The sequence below is a fragment of the Acinetobacter sp. YH01024 genome (assembly GCF_013420195.1).
Classification (GTDB): domain Bacteria; phylum Pseudomonadota; class Gammaproteobacteria; order Pseudomonadales; family Moraxellaceae; genus Acinetobacter; species Acinetobacter amyesii.
Map to the genome: position 1 here is coordinate 1 of NZ_VOYQ01000002.1, position 25,189 is coordinate 25,189.

General features: G+C 39.7%; 24 protein-coding genes and 1 pseudogene. 11 read left to right on the top strand and 14 right to left on the bottom strand.

Going from position 1 to position 25,189, the window contains the following annotated elements; genetic code table 11:
- The 3 genes and pseudogenes from FTT88_RS01275 to rpiA all read right to left on the bottom strand — a co-directional run.
- A pseudogene (locus FTT88_RS01275) lies at positions 1-353 on the bottom strand (hypothetical protein); the annotation flags it as partial.
- 40 nt (positions 354-393) lie between these two features.
- Positions 394-1,068 carry a SprT family zinc-dependent metalloprotease gene (locus FTT88_RS01280; protein ID WP_180004664.1) on the bottom strand — a complete coding sequence of 225 codons (675 nt, stop codon included), beginning with the start codon at positions 1,066-1,068 and terminating at the stop codon, positions 394-396.
- A gap of 126 nt (positions 1,069-1,194) precedes the next feature.
- Complete coding sequence (gene rpiA / locus FTT88_RS01285; protein WP_180004663.1) at positions 1,195-1,866, bottom strand: ribose-5-phosphate isomerase RpiA; 672 nt, start codon at positions 1,864-1,866, stop codon at positions 1,195-1,197.
- 107 nt (positions 1,867-1,973) lie between these two features.
- Here rpiA and ilvA point away from each other — a divergent pair, with 107 nt between their 5' ends.
- The 4 genes from ilvA (at position 1,974) to FTT88_RS01305 (ending at position 6,328) form a co-directional block, all read left to right on the top strand.
- On the top strand, positions 1,974-3,512 hold the full coding sequence (ilvA, locus tag FTT88_RS01290; RefSeq protein WP_180004662.1) for a threonine ammonia-lyase, biosynthetic: 1,539 nt from the start codon (positions 1,974-1,976) through the stop codon (positions 3,510-3,512).
- A 173-nt stretch (positions 3,513-3,685) separates the two neighbouring features.
- Positions 3,686-4,174: a hypothetical protein gene (locus tag FTT88_RS01295; protein WP_180010115.1), complete on the top strand. Its 489-nt coding sequence runs from the start codon at positions 3,686-3,688 to the stop codon at positions 4,172-4,174.
- Positions 4,175-4,278: 104 nt separating this feature from the next.
- Complete coding sequence (locus FTT88_RS01300; RefSeq protein ID WP_180004660.1) at positions 4,279-4,938, top strand: TrkA family potassium uptake protein; 660 nt, start codon at positions 4,279-4,281, stop codon at positions 4,936-4,938.
- Positions 4,939-4,990: 52 nt separating this feature from the next.
- Entirely contained in the window at positions 4,991-6,328 is a 1,338-nt protein-coding gene (locus FTT88_RS01305; protein WP_168378596.1) for a TrkH family potassium uptake protein, read from the top strand.
- A 378-nt stretch (positions 6,329-6,706) separates the two neighbouring features.
- Here the strand turns inward: FTT88_RS01305 and FTT88_RS01310 are convergent, their stop codons facing one another.
- From FTT88_RS01310 to FTT88_RS01325, 4 genes are all read right to left on the bottom strand, one after another.
- The gene (locus tag FTT88_RS01310) at positions 6,707-7,864 is read right to left on the bottom strand and encodes a phospholipase A (RefSeq protein ID WP_180004659.1); all 1,158 of its coding nucleotides are present in this window, start codon (positions 7,862-7,864) and stop codon (positions 6,707-6,709) included.
- 18 nt (positions 7,865-7,882) lie between these two features.
- A complete protein-coding gene (locus tag FTT88_RS01315) occupies positions 7,883-10,822 on the bottom strand; it encodes an insulinase family protein (protein WP_180004658.1) in 2,940 nt (979 codons plus the stop codon).
- A 141-nt stretch (positions 10,823-10,963) separates the two neighbouring features.
- Positions 10,964-11,668, bottom strand: a complete 705-nt coding sequence (locus tag FTT88_RS01320; RefSeq protein WP_257222611.1) for a hypothetical protein — start codon at positions 11,666-11,668, stop codon at positions 10,964-10,966.
- A 237-nt stretch (positions 11,669-11,905) separates the two neighbouring features.
- Entirely contained in the window at positions 11,906-12,355 is a 450-nt protein-coding gene (locus FTT88_RS01325) for a GNAT family N-acetyltransferase (protein ID WP_078188654.1), read from the bottom strand.
- 277 nt (positions 12,356-12,632) lie between these two features.
- Here FTT88_RS01325 and FTT88_RS01330 point away from each other — a divergent pair, with 277 nt between their 5' ends.
- From FTT88_RS01330 to FTT88_RS01340, 3 genes are read left to right on the top strand one after another with little or no spacing between them, the layout of a single operon-like run.
- Positions 12,633-13,637: an adenosine kinase gene (locus FTT88_RS01330; RefSeq protein ID WP_180004657.1), complete on the top strand. Its 1,005-nt coding sequence runs from the start codon at positions 12,633-12,635 to the stop codon at positions 13,635-13,637.
- Positions 13,637-13,963: a Rieske (2Fe-2S) protein gene (locus FTT88_RS01335; protein WP_180004656.1), complete on the top strand. Its 327-nt coding sequence runs from the start codon at positions 13,637-13,639 to the stop codon at positions 13,961-13,963. The genes FTT88_RS01330 and FTT88_RS01335 overlap by 1 nt, the downstream gene beginning before the upstream one ends.
- 16 nt (positions 13,964-13,979) lie before the next feature.
- Positions 13,980-14,588 carry an OB-fold-containig protein gene (locus tag FTT88_RS01340; protein WP_168378601.1) on the top strand — a complete coding sequence of 203 codons (609 nt, stop codon included), beginning with the start codon at positions 13,980-13,982 and terminating at the stop codon, positions 14,586-14,588.
- A 97-nt stretch (positions 14,589-14,685) separates the two neighbouring features.
- Here FTT88_RS01340 and FTT88_RS01345 read toward each other — a convergent pair whose 3' ends face one another.
- Together FTT88_RS01345 and FTT88_RS01350 are read right to left on the bottom strand one after the other, a co-directional pair.
- Positions 14,686-15,312: a YidB family protein gene (locus FTT88_RS01345; protein WP_180004655.1), complete on the bottom strand. Its 627-nt coding sequence runs from the start codon at positions 15,310-15,312 to the stop codon at positions 14,686-14,688.
- A gap of 113 nt (positions 15,313-15,425) precedes the next feature.
- Positions 15,426-15,896, bottom strand: a complete 471-nt coding sequence (locus tag FTT88_RS01350; protein ID WP_078188659.1) for a DUF6231 family protein — start codon at positions 15,894-15,896, stop codon at positions 15,426-15,428.
- A gap of 34 nt (positions 15,897-15,930) precedes the next feature.
- Between FTT88_RS01350 and FTT88_RS01355 the strand changes: the two genes are divergently transcribed.
- The gene (locus FTT88_RS01355; protein ID WP_078189198.1) at positions 15,931-16,800 is read left to right on the top strand and encodes a DUF2797 domain-containing protein; all 870 of its coding nucleotides are present in this window, start codon (positions 15,931-15,933) and stop codon (positions 16,798-16,800) included.
- Between the two features lie 78 nt (positions 16,801-16,878).
- On the opposite strand, the gene FTT88_RS01360 is transcribed toward FTT88_RS01355, so the two are convergent.
- From FTT88_RS01360 to FTT88_RS01380, 5 genes are all read right to left on the bottom strand, one after another.
- Positions 16,879-17,796, bottom strand: a complete 918-nt coding sequence (locus FTT88_RS01360) for an alpha/beta fold hydrolase (RefSeq protein ID WP_373683057.1) — start codon at positions 17,794-17,796, stop codon at positions 16,879-16,881.
- Between the two features lie 250 nt (positions 17,797-18,046).
- Positions 18,047-19,396, bottom strand: coding sequence for an Ig-like domain-containing protein (locus tag FTT88_RS01365; RefSeq protein WP_180004654.1), 1,350 nt, complete (start codon positions 19,394-19,396; stop codon positions 18,047-18,049).
- A 185-nt stretch (positions 19,397-19,581) separates the two neighbouring features.
- Positions 19,582-21,447 (bottom strand): SurA N-terminal domain-containing protein, encoded by a 1,866-nt coding sequence (locus FTT88_RS01370; protein ID WP_180004653.1) that lies wholly within the window; start codon positions 21,445-21,447, stop codon positions 19,582-19,584.
- Between the two features lie 132 nt (positions 21,448-21,579).
- On the bottom strand, positions 21,580-21,852 hold the full coding sequence (locus FTT88_RS01375; RefSeq protein ID WP_078188662.1) for an HU family DNA-binding protein: 273 nt from the start codon (positions 21,850-21,852) through the stop codon (positions 21,580-21,582).
- A 166-nt stretch (positions 21,853-22,018) separates the two neighbouring features.
- A complete protein-coding gene (locus FTT88_RS01380; RefSeq protein ID WP_180004652.1) occupies positions 22,019-22,489 on the bottom strand; it encodes a phasin family protein in 471 nt (156 codons plus the stop codon).
- A gap of 207 nt (positions 22,490-22,696) precedes the next feature.
- On the opposite strand from FTT88_RS01380, the gene FTT88_RS01385 reads away from it, so the two are divergent.
- The 3 genes from FTT88_RS01385 to FTT88_RS01395 all read left to right on the top strand — a co-directional run bounded on the left by FTT88_RS01385 (position 22,697) and on the right by FTT88_RS01395 (position 25,149).
- Positions 22,697-23,344: a hypothetical protein gene (locus FTT88_RS01385; protein ID WP_180004651.1), complete on the top strand. Its 648-nt coding sequence runs from the start codon at positions 22,697-22,699 to the stop codon at positions 23,342-23,344.
- Positions 23,345-23,456: 112 nt separating this feature from the next.
- Complete coding sequence (locus FTT88_RS01390) at positions 23,457-23,930, top strand: Rrf2 family transcriptional regulator (RefSeq protein ID WP_078188665.1); 474 nt, start codon at positions 23,457-23,459, stop codon at positions 23,928-23,930.
- A gap of 1 nt (position 23,931) precedes the next feature.
- Entirely contained in the window at positions 23,932-25,149 is a 1,218-nt protein-coding gene (locus tag FTT88_RS01395) for an IscS subfamily cysteine desulfurase (protein ID WP_078188666.1), read from the top strand.
- Positions 25,150-25,189 lie beyond the last annotated feature (40 nt).

Sequence of the window (25,189 nt, forward strand, 5' to 3'; positions counted from 1 at the left end):
TCACCAACTAAAAACGGATATGAATCTGGCTTTGAATTTCTATACCTATAATAATTTCCACTCTCTACAGGCGTATTAGTGAAAATAACGATTTGTGCCCCCAATTGATTTCCTTTATTTTTCAGGTCCCACATGCTATCGCTGTAGCCCCTATTTGTAGATACACTTTTAAATGTTTCACTCATCACAGGAACATAGCCCTGCTCAATCAGCTCATCTGTTTTAAGATCAATATCATCAACCATCATTACTTCGGTTTTTTTTTGCCAGCTATCCCGATCTTGAAAACTATTTGCAAAAATTGGTGCTGAATATGCAAGTAAAATTAATCCCAGAATTTTTCTATTTTTCATAACTATACACCCAATCAGTTTAGGTTTTATGAAAAATATACTAGCACCACCACCACGGCATCACACCACTTTTTAAAGTTTTCCGATGATCTTTATAGTTTGAATCATGCTTTTGGACTTCAGCCCAAAAGTTTGGGCTATGGTCAAAATGCTGAGTATGCGCTAACTCGTGTACAGCCACATAACGCGTAATTTCTAATGGGAGCAACACCAAGCCGCTATTCAGCATAATGTCATGCTTTGCAGAGCAACTACCCCAGCGAGTTTTGGGCTGACGAATCGAGCACTCACCATATTTTAAGCCTGTTTCACTGCTCACTTGCTTTAAATAAATTGGTAAATACTCTTTGGCATAAGCAATCACAAAGCTTTTTAAATATTGCTCAGGCTGCCGATCACTGATGAAAAGCTGATGCTTTTCTTCATCCAAGATAAATGAGTTTTTTTGCGTTTTATAAATAACCTTTAAAGGCTGTTCTAAATTGAATAGTTTTAATTCAGCTGGAAGCGTTTTATCAATCTGCCCTGTTTTTTCCTGCTGCTTCTGCCATGTCTCAATCATCCATTGTTCTGCTTGTTTCAGAAAATCTTGAACTTGGCGCTGTGTACAAAACTGGGGAACCGTTAATTTAATTTGAGTTGGTTCTACTCGCAATCTTAAGCGTGTGGCACGTAATTTTCGAGTGATTTGAATTTCAGGAAGGTTGGGAGTCATATTTTTTATTAATTTTAAATCCTCCCTAACCCTCCTTTTACAAAGGAGGGAAAATCACCTAAATAAATTCAGGTGAAAAGTCCCCCTTTATAAAAGGGGGATTTAGGGGGATTCTAATAGAACAGATTAAACCGCTGTACGCTCTTCAATACCGTTATCGGTCGCAACAACAGCAATATCTGCTTTGTTCAAAGCAAAGATACCGTTACACACCACACCGGGAATATTGTTTAAAGTTTTTTCAAGTTCCAACGCATTTAAGATATTGAGGTTATGAACATCTAAAATTACATTTCCGTTATCCGTTACCACACCTTCACGGTAAACTGGGTCACCGCCCAAAGAAACGATTTTACGTGCCACAGCAGAACGTGCCATTGGAATCACTTCTACAGGAAGCGGAAATTCACGTGCCAACTGATCAACCCATTTAGAATCATCTACGATACAAACGAATTTTTTCGCAATAGACGCCACGATTTTTTCACGAGTCAACGCAGCGCCGCCACCTTTAATCATGTGCATATGACGGTCGATTTCATCTGCACCATCCACATAGGCATCTAAACCGCCAACGTGGTTCATATCAACCACTTCAATGCCTAATTTTTTCAAACGTTGTGCAGTTGCTTCAGAACTTGCAACCGCAGCTTCGAGTTGAAGCTCTGGCAATAATTCGATGAGGAAGTTCACAGTACTTCCTGTACCAACACCCAAAATACCGCCCTTTGGCAAATGCTTTAACGCAGCTTTTGCGGCAGCTTGTTTCTTTTCATCTTGGGTTGCATACAGACTCATAACTTGGCTCAACTATTTTTTGACATTAGACGCTGATTTTTCAGCCCAAATGTACAGTGGTTTGTTACAATAAACCCCTATTTTAAACTGTTAGATGGAAAATTAACATGCTGTCTCGTTTGGTTCGACAAATATTACAGGCAACGGTCTATGACGTTGCAATCGAAACCCCACTCGAAGCAGCGCCACGAATTAGTGAAAAACTAAACAATAACATTCGCTTTAAACGCGAAGATTTACAACCTGTCTTTTCTTTCAAGCTACGCGGTGCCTACAACCGTATTAGTCAATTACCGAAATCTCAGTTGGAACGTGGCGTTATTACGGCTTCTGCAGGTAACCATGCTCAAGGCGTGGCGTTATCTGGTAAAAAGTTGGGTATTCGCGCCATTATCGTTATGCCTAAAACCACACCAGACATTAAAGTACAAGCGGTTAAACGCTTAGGCGGTGAAGTGGTTCTGCATGGCGATTCTTTTGACGTAGCCAATAAATACGCAATCCAATGTGCAAAAGATGAAGGTATGACCTTTATTCCACCTTATGACGACGAACTCGTTATGGCCGGTCAAGGAACCATTGCCAACGAAATTTTGCGTCAATGGCGTGATGTAGACTATGTATTTGTTGCTGTGGGCGGTGGCGGTCTCATTGCCGGTGTAGCTGCTTATCTTGGTGATGTGGCACCGCATGTTAAAGTCATTCCTGTTGAATATGACGAATCAGCATGTTTAAAAGCAGCCTTTGAAGCTAATGAACGTGTCATTCTTCCATCTGTAGGTTTATTTGCCGACGGTACAGCAGTTGCTCAAATTGGTGAAAAACCATTTGAAGTGATTCAGCTACAAAAATCAGATAACTCAGGCCCTATTGTTGAGCGTGAAGTTGTACTGGTAAATACCGATGAAATCTGTGCAGCGATTAAAGATACCTTTGATGAATGCCGCAGCATTGTAGAACCGTCAGGTGCAATGGCGCTTGCAGGTATTAAGAAGTATGTAGCTGAGCATGGTCTAGAAGGTAAAAATATGGTATCGATTGTTTGCGGTGCAAACATGAACTTTGACCGTCTGCGCTACATTGCAGAACGTACCGAACTGGGTGAACGTAAAGAAGCGATCTTTGCTGTGACCATTCCAGAAGAAAAAGGTTCTTTCCTTAAATTCTGCCGTGCACTACAAGGCCGTAACATCACTGAGTTTAACTACCGCGCAAGCTACTCAAGTGCCGCTCAAGTGTTTGTGGGTATTAGTCTCAAAAATGGCGAAAAAGAACGTCAGGAAATTTTTGAAACTTTGAAATTCCAATACGATGTAGACGATCTTTCCGATGATGAAGTGGCTAAACTCCATATCCGTTATTTGATTGGCGGTCATGCCGATATTGAAAATGAACGCCTATTCCGCGTGGAATTCCCCGAACGTCCGGGCGCATTACTGACTTTCTTAGAACGTCTAGGCCCAACGCATAACATCACCCTATTCCACTACCGTAACCACGGTGCTGCTGAAGGCCGTGTATTGGTGGGTATGGAAGCAACGGATGCGAAACAAAACCCAGATGGTTTAATTGAAACATTGGAAAATATTACCTATCCATATGTTGAGATTACCAATAACCTCGGTTATCAACGTTTCTTGAAATAAGTAAAATTTCTATATGAAAGCTGGGATCTAGGTTCCAGCTTTTTTATTTGCATCAACTATTTCCTGAATCAAAATAAATAAATTCATCAAATTAATTCATCAACGCTGTCATTGTTGTTAAATTCACCATACCCTATAATCCATTGAAAATAAAACAAAATGGATATTTAAAATTGAATTTTTATGCCTTATTTATGATCGTCATTGTGGGTTTAGGTGGATATTTTTATGCATATCCGGCTTATCAACTTAAGCAAGAGGAAGATAAGATTCGTCAAAGTATGAAACAAATTCCAAATCAGTCACGTACGCAAAATCTAGAAAATATTTACGGCTATACCGCGCAGGCTGAAATGTTGAATCAATATCCAAATTACATTGTATATATTCGCTTTGATGAGCTAAGTGATCAAACCGCTCCCGAATCTGTTCAAGCCATTATCCGTGAATTTTCATGCGATGGCTTAAACCGTTTAAAGAACAATTCCGAGCTCGTTCGTAAAGCTACCCTAAATGTCATTAAAGAAGATCAGCATCAATTTCAATACATTCTAAAAAACAAATTAGGTTATGAAATTTTTAAATACCAACAAGTTATGGAAAATTGCCCCAATATTGCTGAACTTTATGCCTATCAAAACGCTGAAGAAATTAAAAATTAAAACTTTTCGGTTTAGATGGATTATGTAAATTTTCATAGCCGCTCTAGGCTGAACAAGCTAACATCAACATATTCAATAACTTTAGAATAATTTAGGAATACGGCATGGCACAATTCGCTGTGATTGGCTTAGGAAGTTTTGGCGCAACTGTAGCCACTGAACTCATGGGTTTAAAACACGATGTCATTGGAATCGATAGCAACAAAAAGTTTGTTGAAAGTATTTCGGACCAACTGACCCATGCAGTGATTGCTGATGCAACAGATGAACACGTTTTACAAGAACTCAATATTCAAAATTGTGAAGCAGTCGTAGTCGCAATTGGTGAAGATATTGAAGCCAGCATCTTATGTGTGCTCCATCTTAAAAACATGGGGATCAACAAAATTTGGGCCAAAGCCAAGTCCAAAGCGCATCACATGATTTTAACCCATTTAGGCATCAGCAAAATCATCCATCCTGAAGAAGATATGGGCGTCCGTGTTGCCCAGTCACTGAGTTATCCGATGGTGAGTCGCTACATGGTGCTCGAAGATGATCATTATTTGGTGAAAGTTGAAATTAAAGAATCACAACAAGGCACGCGTCTAAATCAAATAATGGATCATGTCCCTGAAGTGAAGGCGATTTTGCATAAACGTGGCACCCAGCTTCAATATAGTTTAGATCCGAACCTGATTTTACAAACAGGCGATATTTTAGTGGTTGAAGGTTTACTCGAACATTTACGTCGACTGGCTAAACACTTTAAAGCAACTTTGTAATCAGCGTCGAGCTCCTTTTGCACATAATCACGCAAGATGACAGTAAAAAAACATGAAACTTCACAATAAACAGCGTAATACCATTAATCTCAGCCCACCCAGTATTTTGGCATTGGGTTTTCTTGGGCTCATTATCATTGGCACCTTGCTGTTAAAACTCCCTTATTCACATCATGGCGATTTAAGTTGGATCAATGCCCTCTTTACAGCGACCTCAGCCGTAACCATTACAGGACTTTCGGTTGTAAATGTCGGCGAAGCCTATACTGTGTTTGGTAAAGTCGTGATTATGGGTTTACTACAATGCGGCGGTCTCGGCTTTATGACCTTTGCGATATTGGCCGCTATGAGTTTGTCCCCTAAAATTGGGCTAAAACAACAAATTATGGCTCAAGAAACCATTGGACAAACCAGCCTTGCCAAAGTGACCATGACTATTAAAGGCGTACTGCTTTATTCGCTATTTTTTGAAATGGTGGGAACGGTTATTTTGACCATCGCTTGGATGCAAGAATACAATTTTAACCAGGCCCTGTTTTATGCTGCCTTTTATAGTGTTTCAGCATTTAATAATGGTGGATTTTCATTATTTCCCAATAGTTTAATGAGCTTCGCTGACCGTTATTTCATTACATTTACCATCAGTATGCTTTATATCATCGGTGGTATCGGCTTTTTGGTACTGATGGACATTAAGCGCAATAAAAGTTGGAAAAAACTCAGCACCAATAGCAAGCTGATTTTATCGACCATTGCAGGCTTAAATGTCTTTGCCTTCATCACCATTTGGTTATTAGAAGCCAATAATGCTGCAACCTTAGCCACGATGTCACTAGGTGATCAAGCCCTAAATGCTTGGTTCCATGCAACGGTTCCACGTTCATCCGGTTTTAACAGCTTACCCATGGAAAGCATGAGCGATGCATCATCACTCGTCACGATGTTACTAATGTTTATTGGTGGTGGTTCTCTCAGTACGGCCGGTGGCATTAAAGTCGGAACGTTTATTATTGTTGTGCTCAGTGTTGTCAGTTTTTTAAGACGTGAAGACGAACTACGTGTGTTTAACCACTCTGTTTCAGAAAAAACCACCTTTAAAGCATTAGCGGTGATTTTCATTACAGTAACGTTGATTTTCATTGGCTTTTTCAGTCTATTGCTTCTCGAACCTGATAAACGCTTTTTAGATTTGTTGTTCGAAGCGGTATCCGCTGCTTGCACCGTTGGTCTATCTCGTGGCATCACCAGCGACTTACAACCTGCTAGTTTAGTTGCCCTGATGTTATTAATGTTCGCAGGTCGACTTGGCCCCTTAACACTGGCCTATCTGATTGCCACACCGAAGAAGAGTCGGTTAAAACACCCACCTTCTGAGATCCAAATCGGTTGATTTGTACATTTTCTCTCCGCCATAAAAAAAACCACGCCATAGCATGGTTTTTTTATTTACTGATGTTACATAGTAACATCAGTAGCGTAATTTGATTCAAATGAAAGAACGATACGCGGTAAGGTCATCCGCAAGTGTTTGAGACAGGATGACTTCTAATCAAAAATGTTTTTGCGATACTTTAAGTAAATAGACGCTAGAGAGCGAGTTTTGCGGATGACAATGGTTTTGGGTACTTTTGCCGAAACAAAAGTACCTCCAGCCGAAGGCTAATCCCTTTATTCAATCCCTAGATATAAGACTCCGTCGATTAGACTTAAAAGCATCTTAAAAATGCGAAATTACTTTTACGTCCGTAAATTAATTATTGAGCAATCATTAAAACCAATTCATTAATGACACACCAACACCGACGTAGGTTGCCCGATGGTTATAGTCAATCAGGCTTTCACCATAGCCATCAAACAATTGAACTGTGCCGCGCAATTTACCATTGATTGGGAAAGTCCAATCAAACTGCACAGCGCCATGTGAATCATCACCACCTTTCAGTGAATGACGTAACATCAAACTAAAGTCATGATCTTTATGACGATAAAATGCTGTTAAATCCCCACGTCCCACATAATCGGTAATATCAGGGTTGTTATCATCTTTGGTATCTTCTTCGAAACGATACCAAGGACGTAACATCAGTGCAAAATTGTCACGTTCAAATCCTAGATTTAACATGACACGGTTCCAACTCCGCGATAAGGGATCAGAACGCCCATTAGACTGATGGTTAAAGGTTAAGCCCAGCATACGCCAGTTCAAACCCAACAGTTCATAGTTGGTACGAAAAACCAGACTGGCTTCAGGCTCATAGTTGGTTTCACGGAATGGTCGTGATTCGTCTTCGTTATAGACTTGCCAACGAGAAGACTGGGTATAGCCCAACCAGATATCACCATTATCACCAAATAAGTTTTCAACAGCTTTGGTTTTTAATGACAATTGGAATTTGGCTTCCATCGATTTCAGGTTTTGTTCCTGATCGGCTTGTACCGTGTTGTTTTCATTCGGGCTTGATGGACGTTCATTTTTATCCGAAGTCCAATATCCCGGCATTAAATACACAGGTTGATAGCCACGAATATTCCACGTCCCCAATTTACTTTCTGGAGAAAGCTCCCAACGACTATCCAATAGTGAAAGATTTGGATTGAGGTTCGGTGCTTCTACAGCAAATAAACGGTCCGTAAACGCATGACTGACTTTTTCTTTCAAAGTCAGCTTTTCAGTCGGCTCAGGTTTGATTTCTTGGGCAGCTTGACGCTCAGAAACCAACATTTCTTTTTCAGCAGGTTGCACTTTAAACAAAGCATCATAACACGATAATCGCTCTGCATTTGACTCAAGTGCCACACATGCTTCAGCGGTAGCTGGTTTAACAGCCACTTCCGCATTTTGTGCATTTACAGTATTGACATACATTGAACTGAGCGCAATGAGGCTCAGTTGCAATGTCGTACGCTCAAGAGATTTGAACGCCATAAAAACCCCTTTTTTGTTTTAATTCACTTGTTTTATTTCGAAACCAAGCTCAACCAAAGCATCTCGCTTAGCCACCGGTGCAACCACAGCTTTTGTCGGTTGTTGTTCAACCAAGTACGCCACAGCAACACGTTTTAGATCTTCCAAAGTCACATTCAAAAGACGTTCACGTAACATTTGACGGAAAGCTGGAGTGCGTTTATGCAATAAAGCATAACAAGCTGTAATAGCTTCACCCGCTGGTGATCCCGGTTTATCCATGCTAGCAATTAGACCCAAAATCGCTTCTTCTAGCTGATGCGGTTGTTGTTCAGCATTCAGTAGCCACTGCACACTTGCGTCAAAATCTTTAAACGTTTCAGCTAAACGTGGGTCACGGTAGCTATAGAAACGGAATGAACATGCATTACCGTCATAGCTTGCTCCGCCACCATAAGCACCACCTTTTTCACGAATCGCGCTATGCAAGAAGCCATTACGCAAATAAGCCGCCAAAATCATTAAAGGTGCTGCATCAGGATGCGACACTTCCACCGCAGGATATGCTGAAGCGCAGAACTGAACATTGGCTTGAATGAGCCAAGCTTCGTCATTGTTGCTATCTGCAAAATTCACTTGAGTTAAATCATGTGGGTTATCGTCAATCGCCACTTTATCCCAAATGGTTTGAACTTCCTCAACCAATCGGTCTGAATGATGTTCTTCACACACCACCAAGAATTGTTTTGGTGCTTTAAGCAAACGGTTATGAATTAACTTAAGCTCATCAATCAAGGCATTATAAGCCGTGTCGTCTTGCTCAATTTTGCTGACAAGTTCTGACAACCAGTTCAGCGCGCCTAGGCCTGTATTATGATAATCACGTAACGCCAATGCACTATGTTGACGACCTGCAATTTGCATTGCATAGCTATGACCAGAGCCAGAAACACGTGACTGCCAACGTGCTTTACGTTGTTGCAATAACTCTACGATACGGTTTTTCTCATCAAAACGTAGCTGTTCAAAAGCCAATTTCAATAAGCGAATAGCTTCAAGATTATTCACCAATGATTTAGTGGTTAGAGTCAGCCAAGCACTAATTTGACCTTTGTCGTCCACTTTTGAACGCAGCGACGCACCCATACCTAAACCGCCACTCACAGCTGTTTGCAACTGTTGTAGCTCTAAGTAGTCGTATTCACCTGCACCAACTTCACCCATCAAAATCGACAAGAGGTTGAAATACGGCGATTGCACCACTTCATCAGGAATCTGAATCAAAACTTGTTGGTAGTAGAGACCATTGGTGCCTGCGTGGTAAAGATTTAACGGCGTATCTAATCCATTACTGATAATTTCACGTAATTGACCTTGTACAATCTGTAACTGCGCAGGAACATCTTCTAAACCTACTTTAGGCAAGAGATTCAAATCATCCGGCGTATCTTGACGAATGTTCAATGCTTCAGTCTGCGCAATAATCTCTGCTTTTTGCGCTTCAGTTAAGTTCGCATCTATTTCTTTTAAACGTGCTTTTTCTGCTGCCGCTTCCAAAGCATTTTTTTCAGCATCTGGAACCAAAGTTAATTGCACACGATGTTGATTATCAAGCAAGTAAGTTTTGATTAAGTTGGATAACCACATTGGGTCTTTCAACTCTTCCTTCACTTGTTCAATGGCCGTATCCACATCCCAGACATCCACAGGGTCTGAATGGTGAATCGCACTGCTTAAACCATTCAGAATTAAGCTTAGGCCATATGGTGTACCATCACCATTAATTTCACGCTGATACAATTCAATCTGATGCAAAATCGCTTCAACTAAAGCCGAATCAACAGGCTTAGCCGCAACGTCTTCTAATACTTTAAACACGCCATTTTTAAATTGTTCTGCATGCTCAGGGTTTGAACCTTGAATTGCACAGTAGAACGTCATTTCATAGTTTGAGTCATCTACGCCCATAAATGGACCAGTCGACTGTGCATAACCACAGGTTTCTAAGTAATGACGTAATGGTGAAGCAGAATCTTCAAGCAATACCCCCTCAACCAAACGCATACCTAAACGTAATTTAATATTACTTGCTTCAGGCAATAACCAAGAAAGCACATGATAGGTTTTGTCTTTGAGGTCTTCAGCATCAACTGCATACGTTTCAGTTACAGTTACAGGCGCAGTTAAACGACGCTCAGGTTTTGAATACAGCGTTTGACCTTTTTCAAATTTTGACAAAGCAAGCGTTTCAAACTGTTCTTGTAAGTTATAAGCAGGCTCATTACCAAAAGTCATGAACACCGCATTACTTGGGTGATAATGTGATTTGTAGAAACTGACCAACTCTTCATAGCTTAAGTCAGGAATGTCTTTAGGATCACCACCTGAGTTGTAATGATATGTCGTTTCTGGGAATAAATGATGGGCAAGTTGGTGATACAACTGATCTGAAGGTGAACTCATGGCACCTTTCATTTCATTAAATACCACGCCTTTATATACTGCTTCGCCATTTTCTAGCTCAATACGAATCCCTTCTTGCGCAAAATCAAGCGGGTTCAAATTCGCAGCAAAAGCAGCATCCATATAAACTTCTAACAAGTTTTGGAAATCTTTTTTATTTTGTGTTGCAAATGGATAAGCCGTCCAATCCGCTGCGGTAAACGCATTCATAAACGTATTGAGTGAACGGCGAATCATTAAAAAGAATGGGTCACGTACAGGGAACTTTTCTGAACCACACAGTGCTGTATGCTCAAGAATATGCGCCTCACCTTTTGAATCCATCGGCTGCGTACGGAAGGCAACTAAAAATACATTTTCATCATGGTTTGTGGCTAAGTGATAATGCACCGCGCCAGTCACTTTGTGTTTATATTCAGACACTAAAATGTCTAAAGCTTCAACATGATGTTGACGAATCAACTGAAACGCGGGATGTACAGTTTGAGAAATGGTTTCAGTGACATCTACAGTCATGTGTGCTCCTAATCTATTCATTTAAATTAGGCAAAGTATACCTTAAAAAATCACAACTAGATTCACCGAAACGACATTTCCAACTGTTTTAATCAACTTGAACTTTAATTTTAAAAATCACTTGTTTTCGCACTAAAACATTTAGACTGGTTTTATGGATTGCCTATCATTTCGTATTGACCAATAGACACAAATCACAATCGCCAACAACAGTACAAAAGAAGCCATAAAGCGACTTAGATCCAATCCACCTGAACTGATTGGCTTGTCTAGAAAATCGCCGACAACTGCGCCCAATGGACGTGTCAAAACAAAAGTAGCCCAAAATAAAATCGTCTTTGAGACCCGACTAAAAAAGTACAACAACGCCATCAATAGAATTAAACCACAAAATAGCCAAATGCCACCGCTATAGCCTAATCCTGTACTATCGGAAGTCCAGTCCCCCAAAGCTGTACCTAGCGTTTGAGAAAATGTAATCGTCAACCAATAAAAGATCTGTGTTCGCGGCAAATTCTCTACACTCGGATTAATTGCCCCTTCGACCTGATACCAGCTGAAAAGCGATATGAGCACCAAACTCAGAAATAGCAAACTACCACCCAAGTAGCCAATCCCTAAAGAACGATCTACAGAATCCGCTAAGGTCGTACCGACCGTGATACTGGCAATAATCGTGGCCCAATATAAATAAGATTTATATGCTTTTGACTGTATTTGAAAATATAGCAGACTTATAAATATGCCTGCGAAAATAAAGGTACTGAGTAAATAGCCCAAATTTAAGGACATGGACAATGCATCAACACTGGTTTCACCAAAGATGGTCGCAAAAATTTTGGTCAACCAAAACAGTGCGGTAATCTCAGGGACTTTTTAACGTAGTCTTGTAGCTCATACACTTGCATATGCATCACTCTATGCAGTTATTTTGATGCTTATATCTTCGATAACTAAAATGAATTTTTGCTTAAAACTTTGCTTAAAATAAAGCACTCTTTTTTTGAATTACTAAATGAAAAAAAAGCACCCGATATCGGATGCTTCATTTACAGTATTTAGAGTCTATTTTTGGATTTAAAACTAAACTAGATATTTGAAATAATTATAATTTGGATGACTTTCAACATAGACATAATTCTGCTTTTGATAGAATTTTGCAGCATTTTTAAGTTCTGTATTTAAGCACAGTGCAGAAAAATGCTTTTTCGCACCCTTTTCCAATTCCACCAATAGCTGCTTACCCACGCCATGCTGACGGTACTGCGGATGCACATAGAAACGGCGAACTCGTCCAATCCGTTCTTCTACACCAGTATCACCCCATTGCTGATTTAAACCGCCACAAGCAATTAATTTATCGCCATCATAAGCAAGCAATAATTGCTCACCCGTTTGGTCAAAACGATTTTTACCACTTTGATATTCTTCAATTAAACGGTGTATAAATGTATAGCCTTCATGCTGCGCCAAAGCAGCAATATTTTCGATTTGAGCAGGAAGTTGCTCTGCTGGACGAATCGTAATTTCCATATATTCACACTTTTAATCTGTTATCTATTTATGATGACCAAATCATCTTGATTCAGTCTGAACACCCTATAGCTCTATAAAAGTAAAATTTTTCGATTTGCACAATAGCAAAGCTGATTAAAACGGCAACTAATTCAAAAAAAATGTAAAAATATAATGGATTTGCCCGATTTTTATACACACTTGTCCTTTAATTGAATTTTTTTCAACAAACTACAGCAATCCTGAGCATTCGTGTAAACTTAGCACTTTCATTTTTTTGATGTGAACATACAACATGGCAACTGTTGACCTTTTTGCAATTGGTAATGCACTTATTGACCAAGAATTTAAAGTCTCTGACGAATTCCTAATTCAACACAATCTGCAAAAAGGTACGATGCAACTGACAGATGGCGATACTCAAGCAGCCCTTTATAACAATCTAAAAGCCACTCAAGAATATAAAGGTCAAGCTTCTGGTGGTTCTGCAGCAAATACAACGGTTGCTTTTAGTGCTTTAGGCGGAACTGCATTTTATGGTTGTCGTGTCGGCAATGATGACTTAGGTCAAATTTACCTAAATGGTTTAAACGACGCTGGCATCCAAACTGCAACTCAATCAATCAGTGAAGGTGTAACTGGCACATGCATGGTATTGGTCAGCCCTGATTCTGAACGTACGATGCATACTTACCTCGGTATTACTGCGGAATTGACTGATAGCCAAATTGATTTTGGCAGCTTAAATACTGCGAAATGGTTATATATCGAAGGTTATCTTTCAACATCAGACAGCGCACGCCTTGCGGTAAAACAAGCACGCCAAATCGCCAAAGCCAATGGTGTACAAATTGCATTGACCTTATCTGATCCAGCAATGGTGCAATATGCACGTCAAGGTCTAGATGAATTACTCGATGATGGCGTGGACTTATTGTTCTGTAATGAACAAGAAGCACTGATGTATACAGAAACAGATCATTTAGATGCTGCACTTACGAAATTGCAATCACTAAGCAAACACATTGTCATTACATTAAGTGCCAAAGGTGCCTTAATTCATAATGAAGCCGCAACATTTACCGTGCCAGGTCGTAAAGTTACCGCAGTAGATACCAATGGTGCTGGTGATGCTTTTGCTGGTGCTTTCCTATACGCACTCAATGCAGGTCATGACTATCAAACGGCTGCTGAACTTGCCATCTTGATCTCAAGTGAAGTTGTGGCTCAGTTTGGTCCACGCCTAGCAGTTGAAGACTATGCTCAGCTTTTACAATCATTTCAGAAGGAATGTGCTTAATGTTTAAAATTTGCATGACGGATGATGTGCCTGAACGTGAAGCACGATCATTCGAAACGCCTGAAGGTGAAACGATTTTTATCACCCAACGTGATGGCATGTTTTACGCTTATCAAAATAACTGCCCACACTTGCACGTGGAACTTGAGTTTCTTGAAAATCAGTTTCTAGATCGTGACCAAGAGTTTATTGAGTGCTCAACACACGGCGCACTGTTTATGGTCGACTCTGGGGAATGTATTTCTGGCCCATGCCAAGGTCAAGCCCTTGAAAAAGTGAACATTAACGTGCATTCTGACGGTGGAATCTACCTCACAGAAGAATAAACACTGGAATACAACCATGTCCGCATTTTTAACAGACTATAACTTAATACCCTTTCATTTAAGTTTATTGGCCGTACTGTTATTGGGCATGGTTGAAACCATTGGCTATTACATCAATATTAGTCCTAGCCAAGTTTTGAAAAGAATTGCCCCACAGCGCATACAAGAATTGGCATTATTGAATGTCAAATTTTCCAAGACTCTGATTTTGTTCTTTCTACTGATGAATTTTAGCTTTGCAGGCTATGTACTTCAGTTCTGTATTCACGCTAAAGAAGGTCAATTCGTTCCCGCTTATTATCTTATTTTACCTGCGTTGATTATTGCCATATTCTTTACGGTATTTATGATTCATTGTTTGGATCAGGTTGTACCGCCCAAATATAAAAAACAAACCGTTAACCTACTGGGTCGTCTAGCAACCATTTCAAGTGGAAATGCCCGTCCCGGCTTTTCGGCTCAAGCGCGTGTGCGTGATGAGTTTGGTCAACTACATTATGTGCAAGTTGAACCAGAGTTTGGTGAGTTAGAATTTCAGTCAAAAATCATTTTGATTCGTCAAAAAAAATCACACTATATTGGCAAAAAAATCAGTGTGTCGAACCGTTTATTTAATCCATCCTAGTGACAATCTTAGCGACACATTGTTACCATTTTTCAAGTCATAAAAAGCCAGTGTTCACTGGCTTGTATTCAATTAAATACCTAAAGCGATATTTTGATTAACGCTTAAGAAAACCTGAGACCAAATTCATCACTTGTTGAATATCAGCATTCGCTTCTTGCTGATTGGTTTGTCCAGCTTGTGGCGTCAATGAGTCAATAATTTGCGGCAATACTGTTGAAATTGCACTATACACATCTTGTTTCTGAGTTTGTGTTTCTTGTGCAACTTGCTCCACTTCAGCATCATCAAATAAATTTTGTACTTGTTGATTATTCACAGCGGCATTATCGCCAGGGCCTGTAGATACCCAATCATCAACCTGACTGCTCAAGCCCTGTCCACGTAATTTATCCAAAGCACCTTGTAGGCCACCTTGTTTTTGAATCCAAGCCAGCACCAGAGGTAACACTGCAACTAAAATGGTTGAAGCATTGCCACCACTACTACGTTGCTGCGACTGCGCTGCACCGCCCAGTTGGCCCAACACAGAGCCTAGAATTCCAGCCAAACCACCCGCTTGGTTTTGAGCATTGTTTTGGGTATTTTGAGTGCCTGCATTTGCACCCAATTGACCCAGCACCGAACCTAAAATACCGCCCAAGCCACCTTGTTGATTTTGATTGTTTGCACCACCAAGGGCCTGCTTTGCTAAAATCTCAACAATATTATTTAAATTTGTCATTTTATTTTTCCCAGTGAAACCTAGATAAACTTAATTACAGCATACGTGGGAAAAGACAAATTTTTCATAAATGTTTGTTAATTTTTTGCAATTTTTCACAGGCTAAGTATTTGTTACCAACGGAATTTATCCCAGTTTTCAGGATTTGCCCAAAATTTAGAGTTAAACCAATCTGGAATGTGTTTATAAGTCAAAATATTAAACTGCCATAAAGCAAAATCACTTTCATGCGTGGTTTTATCAATGAGCTGAGTAAAGCCTAAAGCACGTAATAATTGTTCATCGTGTAATTTACTCACCACTACGATGCGTTTGGCGAATAGGTCTCGTAATTTTACCAACATCTGCGTTTTCTGCTGCTGATCCAAACTCAACATGGTTTCAGTATCAAGAATCACAAATCCAAGGTCAAAACGCTGGGTAAAAGGCAGATTTAAAAACTCAGTTACGTTAAAATGTTGCCATTGAATTGGATGAAATTGATTGTATTGCTCAAGATCCTGACCAATACAGATTGCGGTTGAAATTGGCTGCTCTTTTGACAAATCGTCTAGCATAGAAGTGATGACATTTTGTTCAGCCATTGACCGCATCCTTAATAATGAAGTGAGTATTCGTATGGAACTACAAGGCATTTGCCATAAAATGCATGCAGGTCTTAAAGACCTTAGTGTAACTGATCAACATACACACAAGGCAAATGTTGAGTATAAATTTATTCTAGATCGCTCAGAAGTTGATCTACCATTTAGCCTTGGCCAAGAAATTGAAATCGAAGCCACTGGAAATATCTACTGCATTTCTTGCGGCGCAAAAACACCTAAATCGTATTCACAAGGTCATTGCTTCAAATGCATGAAAACTAAGGCTTCTTGTGATATGTGCATTATGAAGCCTGAAACCTGTCATTACCATCTCGGGACTTGCCGTGAAGATGATTTTGCCCATGAAGTTTGCTTTCAACCGCATATTGTCTATTTAGCCAATTCAAGTGCCTTAAAAGTCGGGATTACTCGCTTGGGTCAAATGCCTACACGTTGGCTAGACCAAGGTGCGACGCAAGCTTTGCCTATTATGAAAGTTGGTTCACGTCGTTTATCTGGTCAGCTTGAAGTCATGTTTGGTACGCAAGTGGCCGATAAAACAGATTGGCGTAAGTTGCTCAAAGGTGAAGCAGAACCGATCAACCTGATCGAAATTCGCGACCAATTGGTAGAAGAATTCGCTCCAAAAATTCAGACCATTCGCGAAGAATTTAGCCAAAATTTAGAGTTTAATGAAACCGTTGAACTGTTAGAAGATGAGTTGCCACGCCAATTTATCTACCCGGTAGACGAATATCCTGAAAAAATCAAATCGCATAATTTGGACAAAACACCGATTATTCGAGGAAAATTACAAGGGATTAAAGGTCAGTATCTGATTTTGGATACCGGTGTGATCAATATTCGTAAATACACGGGCTATGAAATTAAAGTACGTACTTAAATCGACTCAACGTGTCTAATTAAGTTTAAAAAAGCGAGATATTTCTCGCTTTTTTTTCACCCACTTTACCGATTTGATTCATTGAACAGTTGAAAGAAACTTTAAATATGGCAACGCCATTAACTGCTCCGCTTCTAAGATAGGCATATGACCAATATGGTCTAAAATCAGAGGCTTTTTGGCTTTTTTAAATAAGCTTCTCAGTTCTTCTGCCACTTCAACATTGATAATCTGATCTTGCTTCCCCCAGATAATAAACACAGGTGCATCAATGCCTCGTGCAGCCAAAGCAAAGGACTCTGGCGTATACAAGGTCGCCATTTTTTGCAGTTGTTCCACCATTTTATTGGTATGTTTAGACTGAACTATCATCAACTTTTCTTGCCCAATTTTTAATTCTTGTGGAATAAAAGGCGGAGATTGCATCACGATCTTCATCACGCGATCAAAATCACCGGTTTTTCTGACCACTAGCTCTGCAAGCTTTGCCGTATCTTTTAGATACGCTGTATTGCTCGACTTAAAGACACCAGCCGAATCCACCAACAATAAAGATTTCACTTCTAAGGGATACTGAGCGCTATAGAGCATGGCAATTGCACGACCCATCGAATGCCCTGCGATATGTAAATTTGGATCTAACTTTGCAGCATCAATAAATCGTCGTAATTTTTCAGTTAAATTTGGAATTGATAGATCAAATTGATCTGTGACAATAGTTTCTCCATGTGCTGGCAGATCTGGAATAATGACATGATAATTGGGCGTTAAATAACGGGCAACGCGGTTCCAATTATCACGCGTGCCTGACAAACCATGTAGCAATAACAGCGTCGGTTTTCGTGGATCTCCTCCTTCACTATATGTCCACTCGATTTCATTATTTTTGACTTTTTTACTGCTCAAGCCCGCCCAAGCTCTTTCCTGCTCTAGAACTTTTTGAAAGTTCAGTTCTGCAGCTTGAATACTACTGGCAACGCAAATCGTTAGTAGCATCTGTATCATGTGTTTAAAATAATGATCCATCCATCGCAATAACGGGTTCTTTAAACGTTTACATTGAGGCATATACAGAGATATCATCCGCTTAATCCTTTGTTGTGATGAGTTATTTTTTTCATATTATTTTTTGAGAACACCAATCTACGATGCTAGAGTCAATATTTCATATGCCAAATCTTTTAAATAAAAATTATATCTGTCAATTTAAACCAAAAAAAACCAGCTCGGAAGCTGGTTCATATTTCTAAGCAAGCCAATCAGACGGTGTCAGTGGAGCTTCAATGAGTAAGCTTGGATATTCAAGCGCAGGAAGTATAGCGGGCGGATTTGAAACGTCGCTGCCCAATGCGATCAAATCCTGTTCATCGGTGTGCAATACAATTGGGACTTCATTCGCATCCTGTAAAAGCGTATCTAGATTGATCACAGATTGAATCGGCTCAATTTGACTGTCATTTTGGTTTTCAGTTTGTTCATCACTCAGTTCATCACTTACCAGTAAAATCTCTGTAAGTTCAGCTGATGATTCAGGTTGTGCAAGTATCAGTTTAGCTATTGAGATTTCAGGCGATTGAACACCACGACTGTCTTCCGCCACGATTGTTGCAAAACCGCCATTTTGAATCGGGTTATCCATCGACCAGAAACCACTTTCATTGGCATACGTCACGTACTCTTGACCATTGGCTGTCACAATGATTTTAGCCTGTTGAAATACATTACCTTCGAGTTTTTCACTATTTAGCGTCACTTCTGGCGCTGGCAGTACATAGCTTGGATTTTCAGGCGGGGTCTGAATAAATGGAAATGCCAAGCCAATCGCAGGAGATTGCTGACCAAATTGATCTTCCACAACAATCATCAACATGCCACCATTTGCCACTGGATTTTCTATTGACCAATCACCATTTTCATCGACCTGAATACGATAGACCGCTTGATCCGACTCAATCACAACTGTCGTATTTGGTGCGGCAGTACCTGATATCACCGCGCCAGACTCTAAAATCGTAACAGCTTGCGGTAAAATGATTTGCGCTGTATGCAACGCCTCAGAACGATTACCGTCCTGATCAATTGCCACAACACTTATTGCACCTGTGGTCGTTAAAGGATTGAGCATCGACCAATCGCCATTTTCATCAGCAACTGTTATAAACTCTTGCTCACCATAGGTCACAACTACCGTATTTCCTGCTTCAGCTTTACCTATCAAGTATTCACCTTTTTCAAGAATTTCTGGCATCTTCGGTAGTACAATTGGCTCTGCAATTGGAGCAATCATTATTGCCTCTGAGCGTAAGCCATGATGATTTGCCGCATAAATTGTGACAACTCCGCCCTCTTTAAGTGGATTTTCAATCTGCCAATGTCCTTGTTTATCCACTTTGACCCGTGTAAAAGTTTCACCGACCGAAATGATCACCCATGTTTTTGGCTCTGCCGTGCCAGTTAAAAGGTCATTTAGTCCTGTCACTTCTGGTGTTGAGGGAATATGCTGATGCTGTGATTTCCCCTGAATCAGCAACTGCTTTATTTCAACTTGTCCCAAAATATTTTTTAAAATACTGTTTAAATCTCTCATCTTTTGCATAGCACCCTCAAATCACATCATTATATTTTTTAGGAAACTGCCTTCCCAAACTCAATTTAAGAGAATTATTTAAATAGTCAATTTTATTTAATCTTTGTTTTTAAAAGTTTTTCTTAAAGTGTGATGCATTAAACTTAAACATAAAAAAACCAGCTCGAAAGCTGGTTTTTTTAAAGCTGCCTAAATTATTTAATTTTGGCATGATCTTTTAGATAACGTGTGTAGTCATCAAATTCTTGTTGACCACGAAGCTGTTGATAAAGTTTTGTTAACTCATCTAACTGCTCACCCGTTAATGCCGCATCAGATTGTTTGTTCACTGCAGTCACAGCAACCACAACCAATTCATTTGGTAGATTAGTCGTAGTAACAGACCAATGACCTGCTTTCGGCGCTTTTACACTAAATGCAGCACGTTGAATTTCGCGTTTTAACAAACCATCCGCACGAGTGAATGTACCCGCATTTTCAAAGTTTAAACTGCCTTTCGCAACTGAAGCAGCAGGTTTTGCAGCAAACTCTTTTAATGTCGCTTGAATTTGGGCTTTTGCAGCATCAGACGCTTTCTTTTCAATCAGCTGAGTTTTCACATGCGCTTTCGCTTCAGCTAAAGTTTGAACACCCGCAGCATGATAGTTACGCACTTTCACCCAAACCACATCACCGTTTTTCAACTGAATGCTCGATGAAACATTACGTTCACCATTTTTAACATCATCGTTAAACAATTTAACTTTGACGTTTGCATCACTTAAAACTGGATGTTGCGATGCTAATGTTAAGCCATTCAATGATTGTACTTTTACGCCTTTCACTTCTTGACCCACGACATCAAGGGCATCACTGCTCACGACCATGTCATTGAGGCTGTTTACAGTGTCAGAAAAAACATTGGCTTTTTTCGAAGCAGCGACTTCTGCTTGTAGACGTGCTTTTTCTTGTTCAAATGAAGCCACTTTTACAGCTGGTGCCACTTTTTCGATCAAGTGATAACCACTGTCTGTTTTTACTGGAGCAGTCACTTGACCAGCTTGAGCACCTTCAACTGCAGCATCAAACGCATCACCAAACACACCTTTTTCATAAGCAACCAGTTCACCACCTTTTGCTTTAGATTCCGGATCTTCAGAGAATTGCGCTGCAGCTTGGTCAAAGCTTAAACCCGCTTTAATTTTAGCTTGAACACTTTCAGCCAGTTTTTTAGCTTCGGCATCTGAACGATTGTCCGCAGTGATCATGATGTGCTTAACGAGTGGTTTAACTGACTTCTGTGCATTCTCAACAAAGCTGTTATACGCTTCTTTCAATTCAGCATCAGTTGCAGCTTCTACTGGTGCAGTAATATTGGCAGGTGTTAATACGACAAAATCTGCATCAACACTGGTTGCTTGCTTAAATTTGTTTTTATGCTGCTCATAATAAGCCGCAATTTCAGCATCAGATACTTTTACATTTTTCTTGTAATTTTCAAGATTAATGCTCGCCAACTGAATACTACGTTGTTCCGTTTGTAAGTTCGCAATTTGCAAGATATCAAGCTTACTCACCAATGCATATTCCATAAATGTTGTAGACAACATTTTTAAAGCATGGTCTTTACGTAAATTATCAATGAATGTGCGGTTTGTCATACCAATCGATTCGAGGTATCTCCCAAACGCTTCATCTGAAAATTGACCATTGACTTGGAAGCTTGGCTGCTGATGAATCATTTGCACAATTTGTGCATCACTCAAGCTAATGCCTAATTTATCAGCTTGTTGCAATAACAATTGGCGTGAAACCAAAGTATCCATCGCTTTATTGCTAATGAAATTTTGATTCAATAATGTTTCATCACCCTGAGCATATGCCAGATATTGTTCTTTTAATGAGTTCGTCAGTGCTTCGAGTTCTTTTTGAGAAATTTCAGTACCGTTTACAGTCTTTGCTGCATCTTTAGATCCACCACTAAAATATCCTTCAATACCTACAAGTGCTAAAGGGGTCAAAAACAAAACGAGCAAGACCTTGCCCAGCCAACCCTTAATGACTTTACGAAACGATTCCATAAGTATTCCAATATTTTATTTGCGGTGAATTTTAACCGAAAACCCGAGATGAATGAATGCGATATATCAATTAATCACATTTACCAATAAAAAACGCGCCAAATAATGGCGCGTCTCATGTGCTTAATAAGATTAAGCTACAGAATCTTTCAAGCCTTTACCAGCTTTGAAGCTAGGAACTTTGCTTGCTTTGATTTCTAAAGTCGCACCAGTTTGTGGGTTACGACCAGTACGTGCAGCGCGTTCTTTAACGCTGAAAGTACCGAAACCAACTAAAGTAACTGTATCACCAGCTTTTAATGCATTGGTAACTGCAGCAATTGTAGCATCTAAAGCTTTACCGGCATCGGCCTTAGATAATCCCCCATTTTCGGCAATTGCATCAATTAATTCTGATTTATTCATGAAAATTACGTCCTCTTAATATCGTTTATTTAAGGTTCAAGAATTTGTATAAAACGCCATAACGCCTTTATAGCAATGCTTTAGGGTTAAACGCAATACTCATCAACCTCTTTTTATAGAATTTTTTGACGAAAAAAACCTTGAAAATTCGATAATAGTAAAAAAGTTAGTGTTTTTTTAGTATTTCGGCCCTCAGTTGGGCATTTTCTTCGGCCAATTGGTCAACTTTAGTATGTAATTGAAGTATAAGCCTTTCTAAGTGCTGTAAATCCTTTACAGTCACCAATCCTAAACGGTTTAAAGAATGATTAACACCATTATCTAAAATTTTTTCTACTTTATCTTTCGTATCGGTTACAGATTCTTTGGCTTTTTCTGAAACTTTTTCGACAGTTTGATCTGCAATATCAATCGTTTTGGACTCAAGCTCCTCTCCAACTTTGACTAAAGAGTCAAAAAGCTTATTTCCTTCACCCTCAGCACGTGAAAAAGCACCTAATCCAGCCAACCAAATCTGTTTGGTATATTTGCGAAAATCCATTTTAGAGCGACGATCAGAATGACTACGTACGCGAGTTTTAGCCGGCTTTTCTGATGTTTCTTGTGCATCGTCAATTATGCCTTCTGTATTTTCCATAATCCGCACTTCTCCTGATTATTTTATGTGCACAGCAACATGTGATTCTTCATTTTAACAACATAATAGCAAACATATGACTTGATAGATTGATTAAACTGTTCTACAAAGCTGGTGAATTACCAACTTTTTGGTATATTCTAAGTTCCTCTAGAGCAGGATGCTCAGTTTCCAGTGCTTTCAGATTTTAACAAGGACATTTTTTTTATGAGTGATACGCAACAAACACAAGCTCAACCACATTTGTTGCTTACTATGACCCTGATTGTTTTAGAAACGATTTTTACTTTCATTTTAAAACATGACCGTGTTGTAGCATTACAAGCTAAAAAATTTGTTGATCAAAAAGTCGCACTGAAAATAAATAGCTACATCCCTTATTTTGATTTTTATGTTCAGTTTACTGAGCACGGTATTCTGTTCGACACGAAATCTCCAGATAAAGCCATCGACCTTGATGTCCGCACGACACTAATAGATTTGGTAAAAATTTTTGTATTTGGTAATCGTAAAAGCATCAAAACCATGCGTATCGATGGTGATGTGGTTCTAAAAGATGAATTTCGTGATCTGGTTTCATTATTTAGTGTGCCCAAAATTTTATCTGACTGGAAACACTGGCTGTCTGAACCTGTCGAAGAAAACGATATCGTTGCGTCAAAAAAACGTATTGCCCCACTTTTAGAAAAAATCGAACAGCAACGCTCTAAAATCAACACACTGCAAGTTGAAGTTAAACAATATAAAAACCGTATTAAGCGTATCGAACGTCGTCAAAAGCGGATTAATATCGCTTTTAGTCTAATATCTGTTCTTTTAATAACGTTATTAGTGTATAATGTGTGGTTCAAATAAATACATAATTTTTCAGACAAAATAAAACAAATAAACAATCTCAAAAAAACTTGACTATTTTAGTCAGGATTCATAAAATCTGCACATCTAGACTTAACATGTGTATCGAATCATGCGCTTAACAACTCGCGGTCGCTACGCAGTGACTGCTCTACTTGATTTAGCTTTGCAGCCAACTGAACAAACGATCACTCTTGCAGAAATTGCAGCTCGTCAAACCATTTCAGTGGCCTATCTTGAGCAGTTATTTGCAAAATTAAAGCGTCACGGCTTAGTTTCCAGCATCCGTGGAGCAAACGGTGGTTATCACCTAGCTCGTAGTGCTGAAGACATCACTGTTTTGGAAATTATTGAAGCTGTAAATGAAACAGTTGATGCAACCCGTTGTGACCACAAAGGCAACTGCCAAAATGGTGCAATGTGCTTGACTCACGATTTATGGCAGGAACTCTCCCACCACATTGCCGATTATCTTGCAAAAATCACCCTTGCTGACCTTGTAGCACGCGATAACGTTCAAACCGTATCTATTCGTCAAAATTCAGCAAACTTTGATTCAGCCCTTTTATCGGTTACAGGTATTTGACATGAAGCGTCCTATTTATCTTGACTATGCAGCAACTACACCTGTAGACCCTCAAGTCGCAGAACGTATGATGGAATGTCTAACGTTTGACGGTACTTTTGGTAATGCAGCTTCTCGTTCTCATGCTTACGGCTGGCAGGCAGAAGAAAAAGTAGAATATGCACGTGAACAAGTTGCTAATCTAGTAAAAGCTGATCCACGCGAAATCGTTTGGACTTCTGGTGCAACTGAATCTGACAACCTTGCGCTTAAAGGTATTGCTCAGTTCTATGCATCTAAAGGCAAGCACATTATTACAAGTAAAATTGAACATAAAGCAATTCTTGATACTTGCCGCGAGCTTGAAGAAGAAGGCTTCGAAATTACTTATCTTGAGCCAGAAGCAAAAACAGGTTTAATTACACCTGAAATGGTTCAGGCTGCCCTTCGTCCAGATACGATTCTTGTATCTTTGATGATGGTGAACAATGAAATCGGTACAACTACAGATGTAGCTGCAATCGGTGAATTGACTCGTGCAAACAAAACTTATTTCCACGTAGATGCTGCGCAAGCTGCAGGTAAAGTAGAAATTGATCTTTCAACAATGAAAGTTGATTTGATGAGCTTCTCTGGCCACAAAATCTATGGTCCTAAAGGTATTGGTGCTCTTTATGTACGTCGTCAACCACGTGTACGTATTAAAGCGCAAATGCACGGTGGCGGTCATGAACGTGGTATGCGTTCAGGTACGCTAGCGACTCACCAAATCGTGGGTATGGGCGAAGCGTTCGAACTTGCAGGTAAAAACCTTCATGCCGAACAAACTCGTATTCGTGTACTTCGTGACAAACTTTGGAATGGCTTGCAAGGTCTTGAACAAGTCTTCCTGAACGGTCACCCAGAATACAACGTTGCAAACTATCTAAACGTCAGCTTTAACTTTGTTGAAGGTGAATCGTTAATGATGGCACTTAAAGATTGCGCAGTATCTTCTGGTTCTGCATGTACATCAGCAACTTTAGAGCCATCTTATGTACTTCGTGCATTGGGTCTTTCAGATGAATTGGCTCATAGCTCGATTCGTTTCAGCTTTGGTAAATACACCACTGAAGCCGATATTGACCATGTACTTGAAATTACCAAAGCAGCAGTTGAAAAACTACGTGATCTTTCACCGCTTTGGGATATGTACAAAGAAGGTATCGACCTTAATTCTGTAGAATGGGCTGAACACTAATTCATCCCGGTGAGATAGCTTTTATTTTAAGGCTATCTCA

What these genes read in the sequence shown, in the direction of transcription:
- FTT88_RS01325 (WP_078188654.1), bottom strand. Translation starts at nt 12,355, where the DNA reads ATGGAAATTACGATTCGTCCAGCAGAGCAACTTCCTGCTCAAATCGAA.
- FTT88_RS01385 (WP_180004651.1), top strand. Translation starts at nt 22,697, where the DNA reads ATGAGTGATACGCAACAAACACAAGCTCAACCACATTTGTTGCTTACT.
- FTT88_RS01350 (WP_078188659.1), bottom strand. Translation starts at nt 15,896, where the DNA reads ATGGCTGAACAAAATGTCATCACTTCTATGCTAGACGATTTGTCAAAA.
- FTT88_RS01330 (WP_180004657.1), top strand. Translation starts at nt 12,633, where the DNA reads ATGGCAACTGTTGACCTTTTTGCAATTGGTAATGCACTTATTGACCAA.
- FTT88_RS01365 (WP_180004654.1), bottom strand. Translation starts at nt 19,396, where the DNA reads ATGCAAAAGATGAGAGATTTAAACAGTATTTTAAAAAATATTTTGGGA.
- rpiA (WP_180004663.1), bottom strand. Translation starts at nt 1,866, where the DNA reads ATGAGTCTGTATGCAACCCAAGATGAAAAGAAACAAGCTGCCGCAAAA.
- ilvA (WP_180004662.1), top strand. Translation starts at nt 1,974, where the DNA reads ATGCTGTCTCGTTTGGTTCGACAAATATTACAGGCAACGGTCTATGAC.
- FTT88_RS01335 (WP_180004656.1), top strand. Translation starts at nt 13,637, where the DNA reads ATGTTTAAAATTTGCATGACGGATGATGTGCCTGAACGTGAAGCACGA.
- FTT88_RS01310 (WP_180004659.1), bottom strand. Translation starts at nt 7,864, where the DNA reads ATGGCGTTCAAATCTCTTGAGCGTACGACATTGCAACTGAGCCTCATT.
- FTT88_RS01345 (WP_180004655.1), bottom strand. Translation starts at nt 15,312, where the DNA reads ATGACAAATTTAAATAATATTGTTGAGATTTTAGCAAAGCAGGCCCTT.
- FTT88_RS01390 (WP_078188665.1), top strand. Translation starts at nt 23,457, where the DNA reads ATGCGCTTAACAACTCGCGGTCGCTACGCAGTGACTGCTCTACTTGAT.
- FTT88_RS01395 (WP_078188666.1), top strand. Translation starts at nt 23,932, where the DNA reads ATGAAGCGTCCTATTTATCTTGACTATGCAGCAACTACACCTGTAGAC.
- FTT88_RS01340 (WP_168378601.1), top strand. Translation starts at nt 13,980, where the DNA reads ATGTCCGCATTTTTAACAGACTATAACTTAATACCCTTTCATTTAAGT.
- FTT88_RS01305 (WP_168378596.1), top strand. Translation starts at nt 4,991, where the DNA reads ATGAAACTTCACAATAAACAGCGTAATACCATTAATCTCAGCCCACCC.
- FTT88_RS01380 (WP_180004652.1), bottom strand. Translation starts at nt 22,489, where the DNA reads ATGGAAAATACAGAAGGCATAATTGACGATGCACAAGAAACATCAGAA.
- FTT88_RS01280 (WP_180004664.1), bottom strand. Translation starts at nt 1,068, where the DNA reads ATGACTCCCAACCTTCCTGAAATTCAAATCACTCGAAAATTACGTGCC.
- FTT88_RS01360 (WP_373683057.1), bottom strand. Translation starts at nt 17,796, where the DNA reads ATGCTACTAACGATTTGCGTTGCCAGTAGTATTCAAGCTGCAGAACTG.
- FTT88_RS01370 (WP_180004653.1), bottom strand. Translation starts at nt 21,447, where the DNA reads ATGGAATCGTTTCGTAAAGTCATTAAGGGTTGGCTGGGCAAGGTCTTG.
- FTT88_RS01355 (WP_078189198.1), top strand. Translation starts at nt 15,931, where the DNA reads ATGGAACTACAAGGCATTTGCCATAAAATGCATGCAGGTCTTAAAGAC.
- FTT88_RS01300 (WP_180004660.1), top strand. Translation starts at nt 4,279, where the DNA reads ATGGCACAATTCGCTGTGATTGGCTTAGGAAGTTTTGGCGCAACTGTA.
- FTT88_RS01315 (WP_180004658.1), bottom strand. Translation starts at nt 10,822, where the DNA reads ATGACTGTAGATGTCACTGAAACCATTTCTCAAACTGTACATCCCGCG.
- FTT88_RS01375 (WP_078188662.1), bottom strand. Translation starts at nt 21,852, where the DNA reads ATGAATAAATCAGAATTAATTGATGCAATTGCCGAAAATGGGGGATTA.